Here is a 23,846-nt window from a genome sequence, read left to right on the forward strand (position 1 = left end):
TGAAGGGGCGTAATCATGTACGAGGCTCATGCGACCGTGATCGGAACGATCGCCACTCATCCGGTCAAGCGCGACCTCGCCAACGGCGAGCAGGTGGTCACCTTCCGGCTGGCGAGCAATTCACGCCGGCTGGATCACGTGTCGGGGCAATGGGTGGACAACGGCACCTTGTACCTCACGGTCAGCTGCTGGCGCAGGCTGGTGGCAGGGGTCGACGCGTCCCTGCGGCGCGGCGATCCGGTCATCGCCTACGGCCACCTGCGTTCCCACGAGTACCGCAGCAAGGACGGTGTGGAACGACGGGACCTGGAGATGCGCGCTACCGTGGTCGGACCGGACCTGTCCCGCTGTGTGGCGCGGCTGACGCGGTTGTCCGATCTGCCGTCGCGGAATACTTCCGAGGTGCCGAGCGCTGAAGCACGGGTACCGGACGGCCATGCGCCGGGGGAGAATGTCGCAGCCGCCGGTTCGGCACCGCCACGCAGCAGCGCACCCGAGCCTGTCGACGCTTGATCGCACGACCGGTTTCGTCCCGGCGGCAGGGTAGCTCTGCTTCGTCCCCTCATCTCACGCACCGATAGGCTTCACACTTATGGCTGAGTTCATTTACCAGATGAAGAAGGTTCGCAAGGCGCACGGCGACAAAGTCGTGCTCGACGATGTCACCTTGAACTTCCTTCCCGGCGCCAAGATCGGCGTCGTCGGCCCGAACGGCGCGGGTAAATCCAGCGTGCTGAAGATCATGGCCGGACTGGACCAGCCGAACAACGGTGACGCCTTCCTCGCCCCGGGCGCTACCGTCGGCATCCTGCAGCAGGAACCGCCGCTCAACGAAGAGAAGACCGTCCGAGGCAACGTCGAGGAGGGCATGGGCGAGATCAAGGTGAAGCTGGATCGCTTCAACGAGATCGCCGAGCTGATGGCCACCGACTACTCCGACGAGCTCATGGAGGAGATGGGCAAGCTCCAGGAGGATCTGGATCACGCCGACGCGTGGGATCTGGACTCCCAGCTCGAGCAGGCGATGGACGCGCTGCGTTGCCCGCCGCCGGACGAGCCGGTCACCAACCTCTCCGGTGGTGAGCGCCGCCGGGTGGCGCTGTGCAAGCTGCTGCTGAGCAAGCCCGACCTGCTGCTGCTGGACGAGCCGACCAACCACTTGGACGCCGAGAGCGTGAACTGGCTCGAGCAGCACCTGGCGCAGTACCAGGGCGCCGTGCTCGCGGTCACCCACGACCGGTACTTCCTGGACAACGTCGCCCAGTGGATCCTCGAGCTGGACCGCGGCCGCGCCTACCCCTACGAGGGCAACTACTCCACCTACCTGGAGAAGAAGGCCGAGCGGCTCGAGGTGCAGGGCAAGAAGGACCAGAAGCTGCAGAAGCGGCTCAAGGAAGAGCTCGCCTGGGTGCGTTCCGGTGCGAAGGCCAGGCAGGCCAAGAACAAGGCCCGTCTCGGCCGGTACGAGGAGATGGCGGCCGAGGCCGAGAAGATGCGGAAGCTGGACTTCGAGGAGATCCAGATTCCCGCGGGCCCCCGTCTGGGCAACGTCGTGGTGGAGGTCGAGCACCTCGACAAGGGCTTCGGCGATCGCCAGCTGATCAAGGACCTGTCGTTCACCCTCCCGCGCAACGGCATCGTCGGTGTGATCGGGCCGAACGGCGTCGGCAAGACCACGCTGTTCAAGACCATCGTGGGGCTCGAGCAGCCGGACAGCGGTGAGGTGAAGGTCGGCGATACGGTCAAGCTGAGCTACGTCGACCAGAACCGCGCGGGCATCGACCCGAAGAAGACGGTCTGGCAGGTGGTCTCCGACGGGCTGGACTACATCGAGGTCGGCCAGCAGGAGATGCCGTCGCGCGCCTATGTGAGCGCGTTCGGCTTCAAAGGCCCCGACCAGCAGAAGCCTGCGGGCGTCCTGTCCGGTGGTGAGCGCAACCGGCTGAATCTGGCGATGACCCTCAAGCAGGGCGGCAACCTGATCCTGCTCGACGAGCCGACCAACGACCTCGACGTGGAGACCCTGGGTTCGCTGGAGAACGCGCTCGAGAAGTTCCCCGGCTGCGCCGTGGTCATCTCGCACGACCGCTGGTTCCTCGACCGCACCTGCACCCACATCCTCGCGTGGGAGGGCGACTCCGACAACGAGGCCAAGTGGTTCTGGTTCGAGGGCAACTTCGAAGCCTACGAGGCCAACAAGGTGGAGCGGCTCGGCCCGGACGCGGCCCGCCCGCATCGGGTGACGCACCGGAAGCTGACCCGCGGCTGAGTTCGTCGTGGCGGGTGGGTGCAAGGCGTAGTACGTACGCACCCACCTGCCCGGAGCGGCGGAAGATTCGTGCGCGAGCACGGGTACCCGGACATCAGTAGCCGAAGCCGAGCGGCCGTCGCCTCGGTCGGAGTCGCTTTCCTCTTGCCGGGTGATCCGGTGGCCGGACCACGGCTGTCCGCCACCGTTCGATGCGGGCGGCGCTCGGACCGGATGTCGGCGAGTCGATTTCGCCGTGCGTGATCCGCTGCCACCGCGGGAGAACGCGCGGGGGTCGGGCGCTGATTTCTGCTGCTGCCCAGCGTTTGCTGGTGCGCCGTGGGAGGCGGCGAGGCCGGATAACAGAGCCGGGAGTGGGCCACGGATGCTCTCGGTGGGTCGGCGCGAAAAGTCTTTGTCGCCGAACGCGGAAACATGAGTGACACCTACCCGCGCGTAGCTCGCTAGGGTGGAGATGTGAATGCGCAGGCGCAGTTCGAGCAATCGGTGGCTTCGGTCGCCGGCGCGGTGGCCGAGCTGACCCGAGGTACCGGTGCGGCGCCGCTGCCGCCGCGGATACGACCTGTAGCGCTCACCTGACGTTCGCGGGTCCGATTCTGTGCTGTGCCCGAGGTCATCGCGTGCGATCTCGGCACACGAGCGGCGAACTACGCGGTCGCGGTGAACTCCTGCATGTCGAAAGGGAATTCACCCACGCGTCCTCGGCGCACAGTTACTCTCGGACCGGCGTCACTTTGTTACGGAACCGATATCCGAGGGAGTTGGCGAAAAATGACCGTCTCGTCCGAATTGTCCAGCGCGGCGTGGGCCGCGGGTTTGCCGCAGTCACTGCGCGGCGAACTCGCGACGCTCGAGGAAGCGTACTTCCGCCACGTCGACGCGGGCGATGTGGACTGTGCGATCACCGGCATCACCCAGATCTTCCGCAGGCATTTGGAGTTGGCGGTGACTCGCCGCCCGGGTCGCGCGCTGGTCCGGGTGTATCACCCGGATGACGGTTCCGGAATCGGTGCGGCGGTGCAGATCGTCACCGACGACATGCCGCTGCTGGTCGAGTCGATCAGTTCGTCGCTGAGCCGGATCGGCGTGAGCGTCAGCGAGATCATCCACCCGATCTTCGAGGTCGAGCGGGACGAGCAGGGCCGGCTGACGCACGCCGCCGCGCACGAGGTGGACGGCACCGGCGCGGCGGGGCTGCGCGAATCCTGGATGCACGTGCAATTGCACCCGTCGACCAGTGCGGCGCTGCTGGCCAAGGTCGAATCCGCGATGCCGGACGTGGTGGACGACGTGCGTCAGGTGATCGGTGACACCGATGCCATCAAGGACGCGCAGAGCAAGCTGGCCGACGACCTGGAACGGGCCGCGCGATCCGGGGCGGCGCCGTTCGAGCCGGCCGAACTGACCGACACCGCCAACCTGCTGCGCTGGCTGGCCGGGGGGAATTTCACCCTCCTCGGATACGCGCGTTATCGGCTGAGCACCGACCAAGGCCGGGAGATGACCACCGTCCTGCCCGCCACCTGCCTCGGCGTGCTGCGTCCGGACGTGGGCACCGACTTCCACGTGCCGGTCAACGGCGGCGACCGTCCGCTGCTGACCCTCACCCAGGGGCTGGTTCCGGCTACCGTGCATCGTGCGGTGTACCCCTACTTCGTCAGCGTCGCCGACTTCGACGCGGACGGAGCGGTGGTCGGCGAGCACTTGTTCATCGGCGTCTTCACGGTCACCGCCGTGCACGAGAACGTCCTGGACATCCCGGTGATCGAGCGCCGGGTCCGCTCGGCGATCGAGGAGAGCGGATTCGACCTGGAATCGTTCTCCGGTCAGGCGATGCTCGAGGTCATCCAGTCCTTCCCGCGCACCGAGCTGTTCTCCGCCGACGGCGAGACGCTGCGCCGCACCGCCACCGCCGTCCTGAGCGTGGGCTTGCGCCGCCAGGTGCGCCTGTTCCTGCGCGCGGACACCTACGGCCGCTATGTCGCCTGCCTGGTCTACCTGCCCCGTGACCGGTACACCACGAGGGCGCGGCTGGAGATGCAGGACATCCTGGTCCGCGAACTGAGCGGAGTGTCCATCGACTACTCCGCGCGAGTGGGCGAAAGCGACTTGGCGCGCGTGTATTTCACGGTGCGCATGCCGGAAGCCGAGCACGGCGCCCCGCGGCGGACGCCGCCCGCCGCCGACACTTCCGAACCCAACCGGCTGCGTCTGCAGAACCTGCTCGCCGAGGCGACTCGTACCTGGGACGACCGCCTGAACGACGAGGTGAGCACATCGACGGTGCTCGACCCCGCCGTCGTGCAGCAGTACGCGGAAGCTTTTCCCGAGGGCTACAAACAGGATTTCGCCTCGCCCCGCGCGCTGCGGGACATCGTGCGCCTGGAGCGGCTGCGCGACGGCGGTATCGACCAATACCTGTACCGCAAGCCGGATTCGGCACCGGGCTCATGGCGCTTCACGTTCTACATCGGTGGCAGCGGGATCTCGTTGAGCCAGGTGCTTCCGCTGTTGCAGAGCCTCGGCGTCGAGGTGGTCGACGAGCGGCCCTACCAGATCGAGCTGGAGGCCGCCGACGGCGCCGAAGGCGGTGAGCGGTGGATCTACGACTTCGGCCTACTCGCCCGCGCGGAGCTGCTGCGCAGTTCGCTCGATCGGGATCTGGACGCAGAACTGCTGGAGTCCTCCAAGCGCGCCGACGTGCTGGAGGCGGAGGTGCGCGGGCTGCGGGAGCGGTTCGTGGAAGCCTTCGAGGCGATGTGGTACGGCCGCGCGGAGGCGGACGGCCTGAACGAACTCGTGCTGCGCGCCCGGCTGCCGTGGCGGGCCGTCTCGATCCTGCGCACCTACGCGAAGTATCTGCAGCAGGCGGGTTTTCCGTACAGCCAGGCCAATATCTGCCGTGTGCTGCTCACCTATCCGGATATCGCGCGCCTGTTCGTCGACCTGTTCGCGGCGCGCTTCGATCCCGACACCGTCTCCGCCGAGCACGCCGCGGAACTGGAGACGCAGGTGCGCGGCCGGATCGACGAGGTGGTCAGCCTGGACGCGGACCGCATCCTGCGCGCGATTCTCGGCCTGATCAAGGCGACGCTGCGCACCAATTACTACGTGACCGACGCGGAGGGCAAGCCGCGCGACTACGTCTCGGTGAAGGTGGAACCGCGGGAGATCGCCGAATTGCCCAGGCCGAAGCCGCAGTTCGAGATCTTCGTGTACTCGCCTCGGGTGGAGGGCGTGCATCTGCGATTCGGTCCGGTGGCCCGTGGCGGATTGCGGTGGTCGGACCGCCTGGAGGACTTCCGTACCGAGATCCTCGGTCTGGTCAAGGCGCAGGCGGTGAAGAACGCGGTGATCGTGCCGGTCGGCGCGAAGGGCGGCTTCGTGGTGAAGCAACCGCCGGCGGCCACGGGCGATCCGGTCGCGGACCGCCAGGCGCTGAGCTCCGAGGGCGTGGCCTGCTATCGCACGTTCATCTCCGGCCTGCTGGATGTCACCGACAACGTGGACCGCGTGAGCGGGGAGGTGCTTCCGCCCGCCCGAGTCGTGCGGCGCGATGGTGACGACACCTACCTGGTGGTGGCGGCCGACAAGGGCACCGCGACATTCTCCGACATCGCCAACGATGTGGCCCAGAGTTACGGCTTCTGGTTGGGCGACGCGTTCGCCTCCGGTGGATCCGCGGGATATGACCACAAGGCGATGGGCATTACCGCCAAGGGCGCGTGGGAGAGCGTGAAGCGGCACTTCCGCGAGATGGACATCGATACGCAGACCCAGGACTTCACTGTGGTCGGCATCGGTGACATGAGCGGCGACGTCTTCGGCAACGGCATGCTGTTGTCGGAGCACATTCGCCTTGTGGCGGCGTTCGACCACCGGCACATCTTCCTCGATCCCGACCCGGACGCGGCGCGTTCCTACCAGGAGCGGCAGCGGATGTTCGCGCTGCCGAGATCGTCGTGGGCGGATTACGACACGTCGCTGATCAGTTCCGGCGGAGGTGTGTGGGACCGCACCGTAAAGGCCGTGCCGATCAGCCCCCAGGCCAGGGCGGCGCTGGGCCTCGGCGATGACGTCGTCTCGCTGTCGCCGCCGGATCTGGTCCGCGCCATCCTGCTCGCGCCGGTCGATCTGCTGTGGAACGGCGGGATCGGCACCTACATCAAGGCCAGCAGCGAGACCAACGCCGAAGTGGGTGACAAGTCCAACGACCCGGTGCGCGTCAACGGGAACAAGTTGCGGGTCAAGGTGATCGGCGAGGGCGGCAACCTCGGTGCGACGGCGCTGGGCCGCATCGAGTTCTGCCGCAACGGCGGCAAGATGAACACCGACGCCTTGGACAACTCGGCGGGCGTGGACTGCTCCGACCACGAGGTCAACATCAAGATCCTGCTCGATGCCGTCGTCTCCGGCGGTCAGCTGCCGCCGGACGACCGCAATCCGCTGCTGGCCTCGATGACCGACGAGGTCGCGCAGATGGTCCTGCGGGACAACGTGGCGCAGAACTTCCTCATGGGTATCTCGCGCACCGAGGCGTCGCAGATGCTGAGCGTGCAGATGCGGCTCGTCGAGGATCTCGAAGAGCGTCGCGGCCTCGATCGCGAACTCGAGGCGCTGCCCTCGGATCAGGAGTTGAAGCGCAGGCTGGAAGAAGGCTCCGGGCTGGCGTCGCCGGAGCTGGCCAATCTGATGGCGCACGTGAAGCTCTCGCTCAAGGCAGATCTGCTCGATTCCGACCTGCCCGACAGCCAGTACTTCGCCATGCGGCTGCCGGATTACTTCCCGACACCGCTGCGCGACCGCTTCGGGGCGGCGATCAAGCGGCACCGGCTGCGCCGGGAGATCGTCACCACCATGATCGCCAACGAGATGGTGGACTACGGCGGCATCACCTACGCGCACCGGTTGAACGAGGAGGTCGGCGCCACCACCACCGACGCGGTGCGCGCTTTCGCCGCGGCCAGCGGAATCTTCGATCTGCACCAGATGTGGGCGCGAATCCGTGCGTGCGACGCGCCCACGTCGGTGCGCGACCTGCTCGAACTGGAGACGAAGCGCACGCTGGACCGGGCGTCCCGCTGGCTGCTCAGCAACCGGCCGCAGCCGATCGCGGTGGGCTCTGAAATCAGCCGGTATCGCGCCGACGTGCGCGAACTGGCCCCGAAGGTGCCGGGATGGCTGCGCGGACACCACGTGTCGACCCTCACCGACCGGTCCGCCGAGCTGATCGCCCGCGGCGCGCCGACCGATCTGGCCACCGAGGTCTTCGGCCTGCTTCACCTGTTCCCGCTGCTGGACATCGTGGACATCGCCGACATCACCGACCGGGACGGCGACGAGGTCGGGTCGCTGTACTACGCGCTCAACGATCACCTCAAGATCGACTGGCTGTTGCAGGCGGTCAGCCACCTCGAACGCGGCGACCGCTGGCACGCGCTGGCGCGGCTCGCGCTGCGCGACGACATGTACGGGTCGCTGCGCTCGCTCACCCTCGACGTGCTCTCCGGCGGCGACCCCGAGGAGACGGCGGATGAGAAGATTGCATACTGGGAGTCGAAGAATCAGTCCCGCCTCGGCCGAGCCAGGGCGGCGCTGTCGGAATTGTTCGAGTCCGGAACCCACGATCTCGCCACGTTGTCGGTTGCAGCGCGGCAAGTGCGGAGCATGGTGAGCGGGGTGGGCGCTCAATCGGAGGTACCACGTTGACGAGTTCGGTGAGCGGAAGTGGGAAAGCGGCGGGCAGCCTCGTGCTGCCCAGGCGTTTCCACGCCAAGGTGGACGTCAGGTGGTCGGACATGGACGTGTTCCAGCACGTCAACCATGCCCGGATGGTGACGTTGCTGGAAGAGGCGCGGATTCCGTGGCTGTTCGAGGACGGTCGTCCGACCGCCCCGCTGCGCGAGGGCTGCGTACTCGCCGACCTGCGGGTCCGCTACCGCGGCCAGCTGCGGCACGAGGACACGCCGCTGGATATCGCCATGTGGATCGAGCAGTTGCGCGCGGTCGACTTCACCATCGGCTACGAGGTGCGGGCGGCGGGCGCGCAGCCCGATTCGCCCGCGGCCGTGGTCGCGTCCACGCAGATCGCGGCGTTCGACATGCGGGCGCAGCGATTGCGCAGGCTCACCGACGCCGAGCGTGATTACCTGTCCGAATGGATGGAGTGAGTGGCCGCGCGTCGATGATCGTCGAGTGCTGACGGCGGAGCTGTCGTGATAGCGGAACAACGAGTGCTGCGTGTGCCGGATCCGGCGGAGCGAGAGAACCTCGCGACGTTTCTGACCAGGGCCGTGCGGCTGGACCCGGCGGCGGTGGTGCGCTTGCGCCGCCGCGGGGAGAAGTACGTCGCGGCCTGGGTGGCGACGGGTTTCGAGGCGCTCGCCATGCGCACCGTGGTCGCCGAGCTCGGTGTCGACGACGTGACCGTCGGCGCCGATCTCGTGCTGGCCGGTTCGGCGAGCGGCGGTCCGATCGACCTGGGATTTTCCATGGATTCCGCGTGGCGTGGCGCGCTGCCGCCGACGGACGGTTTCGCGCACGTCGACGACGTGCCCGCGCGCACCTTGGTGGAACTCGCCGAGCAGGGTGCGCAGCTGGCGAAGGAACACGGCAGCAGCCACGGCCCGCCCGCCTCGTTGCTCGATCAGGCGGTGCTGACCGTGTCCGGCGCGGGCGCCCGGGTGGAGGTGCCGATGCGGGTCGTCTTCGCCCTCACAGCTATGGACTTCATCCCGCATTCGGGGGAGAAGGCCGACGCCCGCCGTATTCCGCCCACCGAGATCGTGCGTGTCCGGGCGACCAGGACATGGCTGCGGCTCGACGCCCGCTACGGCTCCGTCGCTCGGCGGCTCGGCGGAGGGATTCCCCTGTTGCCGCGTTGAGCGTGCCGCGCGCCGAAACCGCTGCGGGCTGGACACCGTTGCGCTGCTCGAATGTCTACGTCCGTGTCGTCGAGTGCGCCTTCGGCTTGCTGCTTCCGCGTAGACGCCGCGTCCCGTCGATGCGCGCGCCCGGTGCAGCGGGACAGCGGTGCGAGAGGGGCTATCGACGCGCGAACCCTCGATTGTGCTGCCTTGCAATACTTTCGCTCCACGATGCGATCACCGGACCTGCACCGAGTGCAGGCAGATTCGGAGCTGATCGCGGTGGGCATGCTCGCCGATCGTCGCGACGAACTCGGCCGCGCCCGCACCGGCGCCGTCAATAGGCTGCGGTGGTTTCGCGGCGCCGTCGGCCCGCCTCGAGGGGTGGATCGCCCGCTGGTGCCGGTGGGCGGTGTGCTGCCAGCGATCGCGTGTGTCGACGGTTGTCTGCGCGGGGTGTCGCGGCGCCATCGGCACGCTTCGAGGGTGGGACCCGCTGGTGCCGACGGGCGGTCGTGCTGCCGTCGGTCGCGGGCACGATCCGCTGACGACGGATCGTCGGAGGCCGGACCGGCCTTTCGCAGGAATGGAATTCGATCCGGACGGTCACCATCGAGTTCGGTGGTGCCGTACGCGGCGGCGCTATTCGTCTGCGCGAGGCGGACCCGGTAGCACGTGGACGCCCGGGAACGATCGATGGTGTGGGCGGCGCCGTCGGCAGGAGGGGACGGCGCCGCCCTTCGCGAAAAAAGGTAGCAGAAAGCGTGTTCGGGCCCGTCAGGAGACGCCGATCGAGCGAAGGAGTGCCGCCGTCGCGGCGGCGGCGAGCATGACCAGCAAGATGGGGCGTTGGTACCAGGCCAACACTCCGCCGACGAGAACGCCCGCGGGCACGGCGAATCCGAGGCTCGCGGTGCCGATCGGCAGGGTGGTCACGGCCACCACCGCGGCCAGCAGCACGACGGCGCCGATTTCCAGCATGCGCACCGCGCGCGCCGGAATGCGCACCCGCTCGCGCAGCGCGGGCCCGGCCCAGCGAAACGCGTAGGTGCCCGCGGCGAGGGCGATGATCCCGGCGGCCAGCATCACGCGGCTCCCTGTGCGGCCGACGGCTCAGGTTTCCCCCGCGCCGCGACCAGCACCCCGCAAAGGGCGAGGAGGACCGGCAGTCCGGTGGGCAGGAACGGAGCGCAGGCCAGCGCGATCGCCGTGCCCGCACCCACCGCGGCGAGAGTGGTGCGATCCCGCAGAGCCGGCAGCACCAGCGCGAGCAGGACCGCGGGAAACACCGCGTCGAGCCCGAACGCCGATGTGTCCGGAACCACCGATCCGATCAACGCCCCGATGGCCGCGCCGCCGGGCCAGGCGAGCAGCACCCCCGCGCCGGTGAGCCAGTAGGCCGCCCGCCTGCGCCGCGCGTCGGGCTGCGCGATGGTCATGGCGACCGACTCGTCGTTCATCAGATGGACGCCCAATGACCTGCGCCAACCCGTGCCCACCGCGTCGGGGACCGACAGTCCGTACGGCACATGCCTGGCGTTCACCAGCAAACCCGCCAGCACCGCCGCGATCGGGCTGCCCCCGGCGGCGACGATGCCGATGAAGAGGAATTCCGAGCTTCCGGCGAGCACCACGCACCCGAGCAGGATCGGGAGCCAGATCGGCAAGCCCGCCGCGACCGCGGTCGCCCCGTAGGAGACCCCCATCACGCCGACGGCGAGACACACCGCCCCGATGCCCGCCATCACATCCCGATCGAGTGTTCGCCATATCGAACGCATGTTGTTTATAGTGAACATGGCGCCCGGTTCCGTCAATATGGTTTTCTGTCGCTATTCGCACGACCACAGGTTTCGAGCGGAGCGAGACCGAAGACGTAGCGCCACAGGCGACGCAGAACAAACGGAGCGGGTATGACCGAGCAGGACGCGACGACAACACCCCAGGCGGTGATCGCCGCCGCGCTGCGCCGCGAGCGCACTCGGGCCGGGTTGTCGCTGAGCGAGGTCGCCGGCCGGGCGGGTATCGCGAAATCCACGCTGTCACAGTTGGAATCGGGCACCGGGAATCCGAGCCTGGAAACCCTGTGGGCGTTGTGCGTCACCCTGGATATGCCGTTCTCCCGATTGCTCGACCCGCCGCGCCCGAGCGTGCACGTGATTCGTGCCGGTGAGGGCCCGGTCGTCGCGGCCGAGCAATCCGAATACCGGGCTACCCTGCTGGCGGCCGGGCCGGCCAATTCCCGCCGCGATCTGTTTCGCATCACCGCGGAGCCGGGGCATGCGCGCCGATCGGATCCGCACATCGCAGGTGTGGTCGAACATGTACTGCTCGCCGAGGGGCGCGCGCTGGTCGGACCGGTTGACGCGCCCGTCGAACTGCACCCGGGCGACTACATCGCGTACCCGGGTGACCGGCCGCACGTGTTCGAGGCGCTCGCCTCGCCGACCTGGGCGACGCTGGTGGTGGAATACACCTGATCGGTCAGGCGGCGCCTTCGCCGAGATACTGCAACCACACGGGGTCGAGTTCGGCGGTGGTGGACAGCAGGCGCCAGTGCGGGCCCTTCGGCGAGACCAGCGGGGCTCGCAGCGTCCAGCCCAGCTCGCTGAGCAGCTTGTCGGCTTTGCGGTGGTTGCACGGCGCGCAGCTGGCGACGCAGTTCTCCCAGGAATGTTCCCCGCCGCGGCTGCGCGGGATGACGTGATCGATGGTCTCGGCCTTGCCGCCGCAGTAACCGCAGCGGTAGCGATCGCGGTGCATGAGGGCGGCGCGGGTCATCGGCACCCGGGCGCGATACGGGACGTGGACATAGCTGCGCAGGCGGATCACGGACGGGATGGCCACCGCCGTCTCGGCGGAGTGGACTACCGGACCTTCGTCACTGTGATGAATGGCGTCGGCCTTGTCGCAGATGAGCAGGACGATCGCGCGGCGCGCGGACAGAGCGGTGAGCGGCTCGTAGGTGGCGTTCAACAGCAACACCCTGGTCTTGAGCCAGTTCGTGCCTTCGGCGGGCGGGGCGGTGGGGCGGGGTCCGTGGTCGTGATGGCCACGATGTCCACCCGGATGATGGTCGGACACGATGTGCAGCGGAGTAGCCCCCGACCCACGATTGTGGACGTCGGCGGGCTGGAGTTGTCGGTGCGCTCGCGCCTCGTGTGATCGGGCGCTGTGCCGCTGCTTCATCTCGACCTCGATTTCATGATTGGCAGGATCATGTGGTATCTGCAAAGCAGAGACTGTCACCCAGTTGACCATGGAATGTCGGGCATTGCACGGTGATTTTCAACAATGTCCGGTTAACTGTGGCTGAAGTGCCATTTCAGCGCGATGTTCCGGTTGCCGAGCGGCAGCGCGAGGGCAGTGCGGCGGCAGTCCCCCCGCGCGGGCACAATGGACAGCGGCGCATCCGGTGAATCGAGAGGGTCTATGACTTCGGGCGAGCAGACGGCGACGTCGTTCTACGAGACGGTCGGTGGGGCGGAGACGTTCCAGCGGCTCGTCGCGACGTTCTATCGCGAGGTGGCTGCCGACGAGGTGCTGCGTCCGCTGTATCCGGAGGAGGATCTCCGTCCGGCGGAGCGGCGCTTGCGAATGTTCCTCGAGCAGTACTGGGGCGGTCCGCGCACCTACTCCGACGAGCGCGGCCACCCCCGCCTGCGCATGCGACACATGCCGTTCACCATCGGACCCATCGAGCGGGACGCCTGGCTGCGGTGTATGCGCATCGCGGTCGCCGAGATCGAGCCCGAAACCCTGGATGACGAGCATCGCAAGGCGCTGCTGGACTACTTGGAGATGGCCGCCAACTCCTTGGTGAACGCCCCATTCTGACAACGCATTCGCCATGGGGCGGCGGTGTGTTTTCTACCGCGTTGTGGTGACGACGGATTCGCTGGTGAACACAGAGTAACGGAGGCATTGCGCCTGAGAGGCGGTGTAGAGCAGGGTTTTTCGCCTCGGTACGGGTCGCTGCTGCATATTTGCCCGCGATTCGAAAGCTCATCTCGCCTGAAGGCTTTCGCGTCGAAACTTTGGCACTATTGCGGATGTGAGTGATGCACCAGCCGTAACGGCGCCGGTGGATCCCACCACTCAGTCGTGGTGGCGGTCGGCCGTGTTCTACCAGGTTTATCCGAGATCTTTCGCGGACTCGAGCGGAGACGGGGTCGGCGATCTCGGGGGAGTCCGGGACAAACTGGGCTATCTCGAACTGCTCGGGGTCGACGCGCTGTGGATCTGCCCCGTGATGCGTTCGCCGATGGCCGACGGTGGCTACGACGTTGCCGACCCGCGTGACATCGATCAGCTCTTCGGCGGGCTCGCCGCGATGGACGCGCTGATCGCCGAGGCGCACGCCCGCCGGATCAGGGTGACCATGGACCTGGTGCCCAACCACACCAGCGATCAGCATCCGTGGTTCCGCGCGGCACTTGCGGCGCCTCCCGGCAGCCCGGAGCGCGACCGGTACATCTTCCGCGACGGCCGTGGGCCCGGCGGCGCCGAGCCGCCCAACAACTGGCCGAGCATCTTCGGCGGCCCGGCCTGGACGAGGATCACCGAACCCGACGGCACGCCCGGCCAGTGGTACCTGCACATCTTCGCCCGGGAACAGCCGGACCTGAACTGGTCGAATGCCGAGGTCGCCGCCGATTTCGAGCAGACGCTGCGGTTCTGGCTCGACCGGGGGGTGGACGGGTTCCGGATCGACGTCGCGCACGGCATGGCCAAGCCCGACGGTTTGCCCGACATGCCCCAGTTGTCCGTCTCGGCCTTGCTGGCGCACGACGACAGCGACCCGCGGTTCAACAATCCCGCCGTCCACGACATCCACCGCCGGATTCGGAAGGTGGTCGAGGAATACCCCGACGCGGTGACCATCGGTGAAGTGTGGGTGAACGACAACACCCGCTTCGGCGAGTACGTACGCCCCGACGAACTGCACCTGGCGTTCAACTTCCGCCTCGCGGAATCGTCGTTCGACGCGGAGGCGGTGCGCGACGCGATCGACAACTCGCTCGCCGCCGTCGCCCCGGTCTTCGCCGTCCCCACCTGGACGCTGTCCAACCACGACATCGAGCGCGAGGTCACCCGGTACGGCGGCGGCGCGCTCGGCGTCGCGCGCGCTCGGGCGATGATCCTGCTGGAACTGGCGCTGCCCGGCGCGGTGTTCATCTACAACGGCTCCGAGCTGGGGTTGCCCAACGTCGACGACCTGCCGGACGAGGTGTTACAGGATCCGGTGTGGGAGCGCTCCGGACACACCCAGCGCGGCCGTGACGGCTGCCGGGTGCCGCTGCCGTGGGAGGGCGCCACGCCGCCGTACGGGTTCACCACCGGAACGCCGTGGCTGCCCATGCCGCCGGACTGGGCGCCGCTGACCGTGGAGGCTCAGCTCGAGGAGCTGGGCTCGACCCTGTCGCTGTATCGCCTCGGTATCGAACTGCGCTCGTTGCGTCCGGAGTTCGCGGGGGACCGGGTCGAGTGGTACGGCAGCCCGCCGGGCTGTCTCGCGTTCCGCCGACCGGGCGGACTGGTCTGCGTGCTCAACGCCTCGGACGCGCCCATCCAGCTACCGCCGGGAGACGTGCTGTTGGCCAGCGCGCCGGCCGAGGGCGGCCAGCTGCCGCCCAACGCGGCGGCCTGGTTGGTCTGAGATACGGCGAAACTCCCAGCTCGGCGCCGGTGCCGCCGACTCGGACGGCGTTCCGGCGCGACCGGACGGAGAACTACTACAGAGGATCGTCTACCTTTGACCCGTGAGCATTCTCGAGACAGTGCTGATCTTCGCCGGCATCCCGCTGGTGATCTACGGCGTGATCGCCGGATTGTCGTTCCTCGGTAAGCCGCTGCCTGGCGAGAAGCCGGTCCACTTCGCCCTCGGCCAGAAGTGGACCCAGCCGCCGGTGCTGTGGAGTGCCACTGAAGAGGTGGTCGGCTCGGGTCACCACTTTCCGGAAACGCCGCATGGACAGCATGCGGCCATCGAGTCCACCGAGGTGGAGCTGATCGGAGGACGGGCAAGTGGCAGGTTCTAAGTGGCCCGCGGTGGTCGAAGCCGATTTGCCGCACGGATACGCCATCACCACCAGCGGGCGCGTCTCCGGCGTGCACGAGGCGGGCGACGTGTTCAAGGAAGCGCCGTTCAACGATGAAGAGCGGCTCACCATGGACAACGTGCTGACCGAGGCGACCCGCGCGACCAAGGTGCGCTTCAACGTCTACATCGGCGATCTGGGGGAGGACCCGGCCGCGGCCGCGGACGCGATCTTCCCCGGCACGCCCGAGGCGGCGCACTCGGTGCTGATCGCCGTCTCGCCCAATGAGAAGGCGATCGAGGTGCGCTCGGGCAAGGCGGTCGCCGACCGTGCGAACGATCGCGTCTGCCAGCTCGGCGTCACCGCCGCGCTGAGCTCGTTCCGGCAGGGCCAGCTGATCGACGGCGTGGTCTCCGCGGTGCGCGTGATGGCCGCCGCGATCGGCAGGTAGTTTCGCTGTCGTAGTCCGGCGCTCCACCCGATCGGGTGGAGCGCCGGTTTTCGTCTACGGCTGCGCGTCGAAGGCGCGGGCGCGCAGCGAGCGTTCGATGCCCGCCTTGCCCTCACTGACCAGGCGGCGCAGCGCCGGCGGGTGCTCGCCCGCGAGGAACTTGTCGGCGACGGCCACCGCGTCCTCGCTGATCGCCCAGTGCGGGTAGAGGCCTACCACCACGGTCTGGGCGACTTCACTGGAGCGGCGCTCCCAGACGCCGGGGACCTCGGCGAAATATCGCTCCACGTAGGACGTGAGCAGCTCACCCTGTCCGGCGGGCGCGAAGCCGCCGACGATCGAGCGGGCGGTGACGTTGGGCACCGAGTCGTCGCCCATCACCGTCGCCCACGCCTGCTCCTTCACCTCGGCGATCGGACGCGCCGTCGCCGCGGCGGCCGCCTGCCGCTTGCCCGCCGCCGTCGGGTCGTTGGACAGCTCTTGGTCGATGACCGGCGTGTCCAGCCCGTCGGCGTCGACCTCGCCCGCCGCCGCGAGCGCGGCGAGAAGCCGCCAGCGCAGGTCGGTGTCGACGACCAGACCGGGCAGCCCGACCTTCGCCGGATCACCGTCGAGCAGTTCGCGCAGCACCTCGGTGTGCCAGGCCGACAGTTTCGCGCCGGTCAGCGCGTTGACGAAGGCCAGCTGGTGGTCGGAGCCCGGCTCGGCTTCGCGTGCCAGCTCCAGCAGTCGGTTCGCGTATTCCGGCCAGCCGGTGGCCGCGGCCCATTCGGGATCGGCGTAGCTGCTCAGCGCGGTGTTGGCTTGCATCAGCAGCCGCTGCACCACGCCGATCTCGGTCTCGGCGCCGACGCCACGCTCGACCAGCGCCACGAAATCGCGGGCGCGGAACTCCGCCTGGCGGGTCATCTCCCAGGCCGCCGACCAGGCCAGCGTGCGCGGCAGCGGCTCCGCGATGTCGGCGATGCGGTTGACCAGCACGTCGAGCGAATCGGCATCGAGGCGGATCGAGCAGTAGGTGAGATCGTCGTCGTTGACCAGCACGAACTTGCCGCGCGGCACGCCGACCAGCTCGGGCACCTCGGTCCGTTCGGCGGCGTCGAGGTCGAGTTCGACGCGCTTCGTGCGCACCAGCTTTCCGTCCTGCTCGTCGTACACTCCGATGGCCAGGCGGTGCACGCGCCGCTCACCGGCGCCGGGCTGCGCGCCTTCCTGCACCACCGTGAAGGAGCCGAACTTTCCCTCGGCGTCCACCTCGAAATCCGGGCGCAGGATGTTCAGTCCGGTGGTCTTGAGCCACTGCGCGCCCCAGGTGGACAGATCGCGACCGGACGACTTCTCCAACGCCGACAGCAGGTCGTCGAAGGTGGCGTTGCCGTAGGCGTGATCGGCGAAGTACGCGCGCAGACCGGCCAGGAACGGCTCCAGACCGACATAGGCGACGAGCTGCTTGAGGACGCTGGCGCCCTTGGCGTAGGTGATGCCGTCGAAGTTCACCTCGACCGCGGCGAGATCGGGGATGTCCGCGGCGATCGGGTGGGTGGAGGGCAGCTGGTCCTGCCGGTAGGCCCAGGACTTCTCCACGTTCGCGAACGTGGTCCACGCGCTGGCGTATTCGGTGGCCTCGGACTGGCACAGCACCGACGCGAAGGTGGCGAACGACTCGTTCAGCCACAGATCGTCCCACCACTTCATGGTGACCAGGTCGCCGAACCACATGTGCGCCATCTCGTGCAGCACGGTCTCGGCGCGGCGCTCGTAGGACGCCCGGGTGACCTTGGACCGGAAGACGTAGTCCTCCAGGAAGGTCACCGCGCCCGCGTTCTCCATCGCGCCCGCGTTGAACTCGGGGACGAACAGCTGGTCGTACTTGCCGAACGCGTATGGCACGCCGAAGTTGCGGTGGTAGAAGCCGAAACCCTGCTTGGTCTCGGTGAACAGCCGCTCGGCGTCCATGTACTCGGCCAGCGAGGCGCGGCAGTAGATGCCCAGCGGGATGCTGCCGTGCTCGTCGGTGTAGACGTCGGTCCACTGCGCGTACGGGCCTGCGATGAGCGCGACCAGGTAGGTGCTCATCTTCGGGGTGGTGCGGAAGACGTGCTTGCCCGGCTCCGGCGCGAGCGTCTGCACGACGGCGGCATTGGAGATGACCTGCCAGTCCTCCGGTGCGGTGACGGCGAGGTCGAAGGTGGCTTTGAGGTCCGGCTGGTCGAAGCAGGCGAACATGCGCTTGGCATCGGCGGTTTCGAACTGCGAGTACAGGTACACCGCCTCGTCGGCGGGATCGACGAACCGGTGCAGGCCCTCGCCGGTGTGCGAGTACTCGCAGTCGGCCTCCACCACCAGCTCGTTGCGCTCGGCCAGGCCGGTCAGCGTGATCCCGGTCGACTCGTCGTAGTCGGAGACGTCCAGCGCGGTGCCGTTGAGTACCGCCGAACGCACGCCGCGCGCCACGATGTCGATGAACGTGCTCGCGCCCGGCGTCGCGGTGAAGGTCACGGTGCTGCGCGAGAAGAAGGTCTGCTCGCCCGGTTCGCCCGCGCCGTCGGTGAGGTCCAGCTCGACGCGGTAGTTCTCGACCGACACTGTCGCGGCGCGTTCGATCGCTTGGTCGCGAGTGAGATTGGGTGCGGACATAAGGCTCCTTCGGGGTCGAAGAACTGGCACGGGCGACACCCACAATGCCACCTCGGCGTAGCGGGCCGCGCGGGACTTTCCCGACAAACCTCGATGATCGGGCCTTCCTGCGCGCCGGGACGGCGGTGTGACGCGGGCGGCGCGACGGCCGTGCTGCGGGGCGGCGGTATTGTGCCTGGTACAGCACAGGTTCACCACCACGGATTCGGAGGCTCGACGTTGAAGCATGTGCACGCCGGGAAGGTGCGTGACCTGTACGAGGACGACGACACGCTGCTGCTGGTCGCCTCCGACCGGGTGTCGGTGTACGACGTGGTGCTGCCGACGCCGATCCCCGACAAGGGCGCACTGCTGACGCAACTGTCGAACTGGTGGTTCGAGTACTTCACCGACGTGCCCAACCACGTGGTCTCCGCGACCGACGTGCCCGCCGAGTTCGCCGGTCGCGGCATCCGGGTCAAGCCGTTGAAGATGGTTCAGGTGGAGTGCATCGCGCGCGGTTACCTGACCGGGTCGGGGCTGGTGGAATACCGGCGGACGGGCTCGGTGTCCGGGGTCGCGCTGCCGCCCGGACTGCGCGAGGGCGACCAGCTGCCGGAGCCGATCTTCACACCGACCACCAAAGCGTCCGAGGGACACGACGAGCCGATCACCTTCGCGGACGTGGTGAACCAGGAGGGGCGCGAGGTCGCCGAGCGGCTGCGCGAGCTGACCCTGCACCTCTACACCCGCGGGGCCGCGCACGCCGCCGAACGGGGTGTCATCGTCGCCGACACCAAGGTGGAATTCGGCTGGGACGGTGACGTGCTCACCCTCGGCGACGAAGTGCTCACGTCCGATTCCTCGCGTTTCTGGCCCGCCGACGAGTGGGAGCCGGGCCGCGCGCAACGTTCGTTCGACAAGCAGTTCGTTCGCGACTGGTCCACCTCAACGGGCTGGAACAAGGAGGCGCCCGGCCCGGAGATCCCGGCCGATGTCGTCGCGGCGACGCGCGAGAAGTATGTCGAGGCCTACGAACTCATCACCGGCCGGACCTGGCCGGGCGTGCCGCGATAACGCTCAGTCGGTGAGCAGCTCGGCCAGCCGGTCCAGACAGGGCCGCTGGCCTGCCACCAGTTTGTCGCGCGCGGTGGCCGTGTCGAACCATTCCGCGCGATCGATCTCCGGGAACTGCGCGTACCGGCCGGAGCGCGGCGGCCATTCCAGTTCGAAGGTTCCCGGCGCCACGGCGGCGGGGTCGAGATCGCCTTCCACGGCCCAGGCGGTGAGAACCTTCTTACCGCTGCTGTAGCGCATCTCGCCCAGCGGCCGCCACGTGCCGTCCGGGACCGGAAGGCCGAGTTCCTCGGTGAACTCGCGGCTCGCCGCGGCTCGCGCGTCCTCCGTCTCCGGTTCGTACTCGCCCTTCGGAATCGACCATGCGCCCAGGTCTTTTCGCGCCCAGAACGGACCACCCATGTGCCCGAGCAACACCTCGACGGCGCCGTCGGAGTTCCGGCGGAAGAGAAGGACTCCCGCACTGTGTCTGCCTGCCACACGCGTAGTCTTCCCGGTCGCGCTCGGCCGAGCCTCCTCGGCCGTTCTGCCGGGCGCGTCGCCGGAGCAGCCGTTACGCGGCGATCGCCCCGTCGTCGCCGCCCGCAGGCTTCGGACCGCTCGCATGTCGAGCCGCCCGGATTGCACGACGCAGACCGTGGATGCGCGAAGCCTCGACATCCGCCTCACCCGGCGACATTCGCCCGCGTTTCCTGGCGCAGCCGTGCCGCGCGGATCGTGAGGTAGTCGCGCTCGGGGACGCTCGTCGTGCGGGCGGCGGCTTTGGTGTAGCAACCGATAGCCGCGTCCACCGCACCGGCCATCTCGTGCAGGTGGCCGCGTACGGCGTCGAGCCGGTGGGTCCCCGGCAGCCGGTCGTCGAGGGCCTCGGCCAGCGCGAGACCGGCTTGCGGCCCCGCCACCATCGCCGTCGCCACCGCCCGGTTGAGCGTCACCATAGGATTGTCCGAGAGCTGTTCGAGCCGGTCGTACAGCGCCAGGATCTTGGCCCACTCGGTGGCCTCGGCACGCGCGGCCTGTGCGTGCAGGACCGCGATGGCCGCCTGGATCTGATAGGGGCCACGCAGGCCGCCGGCGAGCGTGCCGGTGACGAGAGTCGTTCCTTCGGTGATCAGCGCCCGGTTCCACAGCGCGCGATCCTGCTCGGCCAGCGGAATGAGCTCGCCGTGGGGACCGGTGCGTGCCGCGCGCCGGGCGTCGGTGAGCAGCATCAATGCGAGCAGGCCGGTGACCTCGGGGTCTTCGGGCAGCAGCCGGTGCACCGCCCTGGTGAGCCGGAGCGCCTCGTCGGACAGGTCCGTCCGCTGCAGGGTGTGCCCCGAGCTGCTGGTGTGGCCTTCGTTGAAGATCAGGTACAGCACGTGCAGGACCGTGCCGAGCCGCTCCCGCCATCGCTGGTCACCCGGCTGCGCGAAGGGCCGCTCGACCGTGGCCAGTTTCTTCTTCGCCCGGGTGATCCGCTGCGCCATCGTCGCTTCCGGCAGCAGGAAGGCGCGGGCGATCTGGTCGGTGCCCAGGCCACCCACCGCGCGCAGCGTCAACGCGATGGCGGCGGCGGGCGACAGTGCCGGATGGCAGCACAGGAACAGCATCGTGAGCGTGTCGTCGTGGTCCACTGGGACGGCGTCGGTCACCTCGCGGTCGAAGGCGGTGGTCTCCCTGCGCCGCCGGGCCACCTCCGCGCGCACGGCGTCGGCCATGCGGCGCTGCGCGACCTGGATCAGCCAGGCCCGTGGATTGTCCGGCAAGCCCTCCTTCGGCCACTGGGTCGCGGCGGCCAGCAGCGCTTCCTGTAACGCGTCCTCTGCGGTGTCGAAGTCGCCGAAGCGGCGCAGGAGCGTTCCGAGGACCTGCGGCGCCAGTGCGCGCAGCAGGTCCTCGGTGCTCGCCGGGAGCGGTGTGTCGTCGGGCACCGCACGCCGGTCGCTCATTGCTCGGTGGCGGGGGCGCCCATCACCGCGCGAACTTCGATGTACTCGCCAATCGGTTTACCGCCCGGACCGGGTGCGGCGGAGGCCTGCGCGGCGATCTCGTAGGCCCGTTCGGGGCTGTCCACGTCGACGATCCAGTACCCGGCCAGGAACTCCTTGGTCTCCGGGAAAGGCCCGTCGGTGACCACCGGCGCCGACCGGCCGTCGGAATTGACGATCCGTGCCTCGTCCGGCCCGGCCAACCCCTGCGCGTCCACCAGCTCGCCCGCCTCGGCCAGCTGCGCACCCAGCGCGCGCTGGAAGTCTATGTGCGCTCGGATTTCTTCCGGGGACCATTCGTTGATCGGTGTGTCGCAGTACGCGGTAGGCCCGTAGGTCTTCAGCAGCATGTACTTCACGGTTCGTGTCCTCTTTTCCGGCCTCCGGCCGCGTGGAGCGCCCCGGTGGCGCTCGCAAGCAGGTCGGAGGCCCGCGCGCGGATTCGACACAACCTGTCGGTGATCCACGTCACAGCTTGGTATTGGTGTCGGCCAGCCGGTCCGGGTCGACCGGATCGCCCGCGAGAATCAGTTCCTTGATCCGGTCGGTCACGTCCCAGACGTTCACGTTCATCCCGGCGAGCACCCGGTTGCCGGAGTCCAGCCAGAACGCCACGAACTCGCGCGCCGACGGATCGCCGCGCACGACGACCCTGGCGTATTCACCCGGTGCGGCGAACCCGGTGTACTCCATGCCCAGGTCGTACTGATCGGTGAAGAAGTAGGGCAGCCGGTCGTAGACGGCCTGCTCGCCGAGCATGGTCGCGGCGGCGACCGCGGGTTGGTTGAGTGCGTTCGCCCAGTGCTCCACCCGGATCCGCCGGTCGAGGACCGGGTGCTGCTGCGCCGCGATGTCACCGACCGCGACGATATCCCGATCGCTGGTGGCCAGGTGTTCGTCGACGAGCACGCCGTCGTCCACCGCGAGCCCGCTATCGGCGGCCAGATCGACGTTCGGTCGCGCGCCGACGGCGACCAGTATCGCGTCGGCTTCGATCGTGCTGCCGTCCGCGAGCCGGACGCCGTTGGCGACGTCGGTGGCGATGGCCTCCTCGGTGGTGATCGCGTCGACCTGAGCGCCGAAGCGGAAATCGACACCGTTGGCGCGGTGCAGGTCGGCGAAGACCTGGGCCATCTCCGGGCCGAGCACCGCCAGCAGCGGTAGGTCGGCGCGTTCGACGACGGTCACCGCGACCCCGGCCGAGCGCGCTGCCGCCGCGACCTCCAGGCCGATCCAGCCCGCTCCGATGATGACGATCCGGCGCGCGCTGCCGAACAGTTCGATCAAGGTGTCGGAATCCTCGATGGTCCGCAACGTGTACACGTTGGGCGCGTCCGCGCCGGGAACCGGCAGCGTCCGCGGCGTCGAACCGGTGGCGAGTGCGAGCTTGTCGTAGGGCAGGGTGGAATCGTCGGGCAGGGTGATCGTCTTCGCCGCGGGGTCGAGTCCGGTGACGGTGGTGCCGAGGCGGACCTCGACGTGGTGGTCGCGGTACCACTGCGCGGGAGCGACGGTGAACTCGGGCAGCGACTTCTTCCCCGCGAGGTGCTCCTTCGACAGCGGCGGCCGCTCGTAGGGCAAGTGCTCCTCGGCCCCGATCAGCGTAACGGTTCCGTCGAAGTCCTTGGCGCGCAACGTTTCCGCGAGCTTGGCCGCGCCCAGCCCGCCGCCGACGATGACGAAACGCCGGTCAGAACTCATCGCGGACTCCTTCTCCGAAGGGAACCAAGCTCCTGCCGACCAACCCTACTGGCAGCCGTGCGCGTCGCTGGGGAAAACGGCCCCGCGGATGGGAACGAATCGCGAGCCGCCGTGGTTGCTCGGTAGGGCGGCCGAGTGTGTCCGCCGTCCGTCCAGATGTGATCGAGAGGAAGCCGCCCGTGACCGACAAAGCCACCAAGGACGTCGCCGATTTCTGGTTCGACCCGCTGTGCCCGTGGTGTTGGATCACGTCCCGCTGGATTCTCGAGGTCGAGCAGGTACGTGACATCGAAGCCCGCTTCCACGTGATGAGCCTGTCGGTGCTGAACGAGGGCAAGGACGTGCCCCCGCAGTACCAGGAAATGCTCGCCACGGGTTGGGGTCCGGTCCGCGTCGCGATCGCCGCGGCGCAGGAGCACGGCGACAAGGTCCTGTTGCCGCTGTACACCGCGATGGGCACGCGCATCCACAACCGGCGTGCCGAGTACGAACGCGAGAGCCGCAAGGAGTCCCTCGCCGCGGTGATCGCCGACTCGCTCGCCGAGGTGGGCCTGCCCGCCGAGTTGGCCGCGGCCGCCGAGAGCACCGACTACGACGAGGCGCTGCGCAAGAGCCACCACGCGGGTATGGACAAGGTGGGGCCGGACGTCGGCACCCCGACCATCCACATCAACGGGACCGCGTTCTTCGGCCCGGTCCTGTCCCGGATCCCGCGCGGCGAGGAGGCGGGCAAGGTCTGGGACGGCGCCGTGGCGCTGGCGTCCTACCCGCACTTCTTCGAGCTGAAGCGCACGCGGACGGAAGATCCGTCGTTCGACTGAGCACGTGCGCGGGTGCCGACGTGCGGCGCCCGCG

21 protein-coding genes are annotated in these 23,846 nt (G+C 68.5%); 13 read left to right on the forward strand and 8 right to left on the reverse strand.

Annotated features, from left to right (window positions below; genetic code table 11):
* Positions 1–15: 15 nt before the first annotated feature.
* The 6 genes from ACGF7Y_RS24230 (at position 16) to ACGF7Y_RS24255 (ending at position 9,153) form a co-directional block, all read left to right on the forward strand.
* Complete coding sequence (locus tag ACGF7Y_RS24230; RefSeq protein ID WP_393236830.1) at positions 16–513, forward strand: single-stranded DNA-binding protein; 498 nt, start codon at positions 16–18, stop codon at positions 511–513.
* A 79-nt stretch (positions 514–592) separates the two neighbouring features.
* Positions 593–2,269 carry an energy-dependent translational throttle protein EttA gene (ettA, locus tag ACGF7Y_RS24235; protein ID WP_063053815.1) on the forward strand — a complete coding sequence of 559 codons (1,677 nt, stop codon included), beginning with the start codon at positions 593–595 and terminating at the stop codon, positions 2,267–2,269.
* Between the two features lie 456 nt (positions 2,270–2,725).
* Entirely contained in the window at positions 2,726–2,848 is a 123-nt protein-coding gene (locus ACGF7Y_RS24240; RefSeq protein ID WP_281218377.1) for a hypothetical protein, read from the forward strand.
* A gap of 192 nt (positions 2,849–3,040) precedes the next feature.
* The gene (locus ACGF7Y_RS24245; RefSeq protein WP_393236831.1) at positions 3,041–7,978 is read left to right on the forward strand and encodes an NAD-glutamate dehydrogenase; all 4,938 of its coding nucleotides are present in this window, start codon (positions 3,041–3,043) and stop codon (positions 7,976–7,978) included.
* Between the two features lie 89 nt (positions 7,979–8,067).
* Entirely contained in the window at positions 8,068–8,439 is a 372-nt protein-coding gene (locus ACGF7Y_RS24250; protein ID WP_084486252.1) for a thioesterase family protein, read from the forward strand.
* Positions 8,440–8,484: 45 nt separating this feature from the next.
* Positions 8,485–9,153, forward strand: coding sequence for a hypothetical protein (locus ACGF7Y_RS24255; RefSeq protein ID WP_393236832.1), 669 nt, complete (start codon positions 8,485–8,487; stop codon positions 9,151–9,153).
* A 759-nt stretch (positions 9,154–9,912) separates the two neighbouring features.
* Here ACGF7Y_RS24255 and ACGF7Y_RS24260 read toward each other — a convergent pair.
* Both ACGF7Y_RS24260 and ACGF7Y_RS24265 read right to left on the reverse strand, forming a co-directional pair.
* Positions 9,913–10,221: an AzlD domain-containing protein gene (locus ACGF7Y_RS24260; protein ID WP_393236833.1), complete on the reverse strand. Its 309-nt coding sequence runs from the start codon at positions 10,219–10,221 to the stop codon at positions 9,913–9,915.
* Positions 10,221–10,916 (reverse strand): AzlC family ABC transporter permease, encoded by a 696-nt coding sequence (locus ACGF7Y_RS24265; protein WP_393236834.1) that lies wholly within the window; start codon positions 10,914–10,916, stop codon positions 10,221–10,223. The genes ACGF7Y_RS24260 and ACGF7Y_RS24265 overlap by 1 nt, the downstream gene beginning before the upstream one ends.
* Before the next feature lie 132 nt (positions 10,917–11,048).
* Here ACGF7Y_RS24265 and ACGF7Y_RS24270 point away from each other — a divergent pair, with 132 nt between their 5' ends.
* Positions 11,049–11,615, forward strand: a complete 567-nt coding sequence (locus tag ACGF7Y_RS24270; protein WP_062977186.1) for a helix-turn-helix domain-containing protein — start codon at positions 11,049–11,051, stop codon at positions 11,613–11,615.
* Between the two features lie 4 nt (positions 11,616–11,619).
* Here ACGF7Y_RS24270 and ACGF7Y_RS24275 read toward each other — a convergent pair whose 3' ends face one another.
* Positions 11,620–12,324 (reverse strand): HNH endonuclease, encoded by a 705-nt coding sequence (locus tag ACGF7Y_RS24275; protein ID WP_174315501.1) that lies wholly within the window; start codon positions 12,322–12,324, stop codon positions 11,620–11,622.
* A 243-nt stretch (positions 12,325–12,567) separates the two neighbouring features.
* On the opposite strand from ACGF7Y_RS24275, the gene ACGF7Y_RS24280 reads away from it, so the two are divergent.
* From ACGF7Y_RS24280 to ACGF7Y_RS24295, 4 genes are all read left to right on the forward strand, one after another.
* Positions 12,568–12,972: a globin gene (locus ACGF7Y_RS24280; protein ID WP_393236835.1), complete on the forward strand. Its 405-nt coding sequence runs from the start codon at positions 12,568–12,570 to the stop codon at positions 12,970–12,972.
* A gap of 217 nt (positions 12,973–13,189) precedes the next feature.
* Positions 13,190–14,794, forward strand: a complete 1,605-nt coding sequence (locus ACGF7Y_RS24285) for an alpha-amylase family glycosyl hydrolase (protein WP_393236836.1) — start codon at positions 13,190–13,192, stop codon at positions 14,792–14,794.
* A gap of 103 nt (positions 14,795–14,897) precedes the next feature.
* Positions 14,898–15,176 (forward strand): hypothetical protein, encoded by a 279-nt coding sequence (locus ACGF7Y_RS24290; protein WP_393236837.1) that lies wholly within the window; start codon positions 14,898–14,900, stop codon positions 15,174–15,176.
* Complete coding sequence (locus ACGF7Y_RS24295) at positions 15,163–15,627, forward strand: DUF5130 domain-containing protein (protein ID WP_040865404.1); 465 nt, start codon at positions 15,163–15,165, stop codon at positions 15,625–15,627. Before ACGF7Y_RS24290 ends, ACGF7Y_RS24295 begins: the two co-directional genes overlap by 14 nt.
* Positions 15,628–15,681: 54 nt before the next feature.
* On the opposite strand, the gene pepN is transcribed toward ACGF7Y_RS24295, so the two are convergent.
* Positions 15,682–18,264: an aminopeptidase N gene (pepN, locus tag ACGF7Y_RS24300; protein ID WP_393236838.1), complete on the reverse strand. Its 2,583-nt coding sequence runs from the start codon at positions 18,262–18,264 to the stop codon at positions 15,682–15,684.
* Positions 18,265–18,483: 219 nt separating this feature from the next.
* Between pepN and ACGF7Y_RS24305 the strand changes: the two genes are divergently transcribed.
* On the forward strand, positions 18,484–19,320 hold the full coding sequence (locus tag ACGF7Y_RS24305) for a phosphoribosylaminoimidazolesuccinocarboxamide synthase (protein ID WP_393236839.1): 837 nt from the start codon (positions 18,484–18,486) through the stop codon (positions 19,318–19,320).
* Positions 19,321–19,323: 3 nt separating this feature from the next.
* Here the strand turns inward: ACGF7Y_RS24305 and ACGF7Y_RS24310 are convergent, their stop codons facing one another.
* From ACGF7Y_RS24310 to ACGF7Y_RS24325, 4 genes are all read right to left on the reverse strand, one after another.
* Entirely contained in the window at positions 19,324–19,800 is a 477-nt protein-coding gene (locus tag ACGF7Y_RS24310) for an NUDIX domain-containing protein (protein WP_393236840.1), read from the reverse strand.
* Positions 19,801–19,985: 185 nt separating this feature from the next.
* Positions 19,986–21,251, reverse strand: coding sequence for an RNA polymerase sigma factor (locus tag ACGF7Y_RS24315; RefSeq protein ID WP_393236841.1), 1,266 nt, complete (start codon positions 21,249–21,251; stop codon positions 19,986–19,988).
* Entirely contained in the window at positions 21,248–21,649 is a 402-nt protein-coding gene (locus tag ACGF7Y_RS24320; RefSeq protein WP_174371789.1) for a YciI family protein, read from the reverse strand. The genes ACGF7Y_RS24315 and ACGF7Y_RS24320 overlap by 4 nt, the downstream gene beginning before the upstream one ends.
* A 109-nt stretch (positions 21,650–21,758) precedes the next feature.
* Entirely contained in the window at positions 21,759–22,991 is a 1,233-nt protein-coding gene (locus ACGF7Y_RS24325) for an NAD(P)/FAD-dependent oxidoreductase (RefSeq protein ID WP_393236842.1), read from the reverse strand.
* Between the two features lie 179 nt (positions 22,992–23,170).
* Between ACGF7Y_RS24325 and ACGF7Y_RS24330 the strand changes: the two genes are divergently transcribed.
* Positions 23,171–23,812 (forward strand): DsbA family protein, encoded by a 642-nt coding sequence (locus ACGF7Y_RS24330; protein WP_393236843.1) that lies wholly within the window; start codon positions 23,171–23,173, stop codon positions 23,810–23,812.
* Positions 23,813–23,846: the final 34 nt, after the last annotated feature.

Origin of the sequence: Nocardia sp. NPDC047654, assembly GCF_043205035.1 — a bacterium.
Lineage (GTDB): Bacteria > Actinomycetota > Actinomycetes > Mycobacteriales > Mycobacteriaceae > Nocardia.

Excerpts from the sequence above, each read along its gene's own strand:
- ACGF7Y_RS24230 (WP_393236830.1), top strand. The coding sequence starts at position 16 with ATGTACGAGGCTCATGCGACCGTGATCGGAACGATCGCCACTCATCCG.
- ettA (WP_063053815.1), top strand. The coding sequence starts at position 593 with ATGGCTGAGTTCATTTACCAGATGAAGAAGGTTCGCAAGGCGCACGGC.
- ACGF7Y_RS24245 (WP_393236831.1), top strand. The coding sequence starts at position 3,041 with ATGACCGTCTCGTCCGAATTGTCCAGCGCGGCGTGGGCCGCGGGTTTG.
- ACGF7Y_RS24250 (WP_084486252.1), top strand. The coding sequence starts at position 8,068 with ATGGACGTGTTCCAGCACGTCAACCATGCCCGGATGGTGACGTTGCTG.
- ACGF7Y_RS24260 (WP_393236833.1), bottom strand. The coding sequence starts at position 10,221 with ATGCTGGCCGCCGGGATCATCGCCCTCGCCGCGGGCACCTACGCGTTT.
- ACGF7Y_RS24265 (WP_393236834.1), bottom strand. The coding sequence starts at position 10,916 with ATGCGTTCGATATGGCGAACACTCGATCGGGATGTGATGGCGGGCATC.
- ACGF7Y_RS24270 (WP_062977186.1), top strand. The coding sequence starts at position 11,049 with ATGACCGAGCAGGACGCGACGACAACACCCCAGGCGGTGATCGCCGCC.
- ACGF7Y_RS24275 (WP_174315501.1), bottom strand. The coding sequence starts at position 12,324 with ATGAAGCAGCGGCACAGCGCCCGATCACACGAGGCGCGAGCGCACCGA.
- ACGF7Y_RS24280 (WP_393236835.1), top strand. The coding sequence starts at position 12,568 with ATGACTTCGGGCGAGCAGACGGCGACGTCGTTCTACGAGACGGTCGGT.
- pepN (WP_393236838.1), bottom strand. The coding sequence starts at position 18,264 with ATGTCCGCACCCAATCTCACTCGCGACCAAGCGATCGAACGCGCCGCG.
- ACGF7Y_RS24315 (WP_393236841.1), bottom strand. The coding sequence starts at position 21,251 with ATGAGCGACCGGCGTGCGGTGCCCGACGACACACCGCTCCCGGCGAGC.
- ACGF7Y_RS24325 (WP_393236842.1), bottom strand. The coding sequence starts at position 22,991 with ATGAGTTCTGACCGGCGTTTCGTCATCGTCGGCGGCGGGCTGGGCGCG.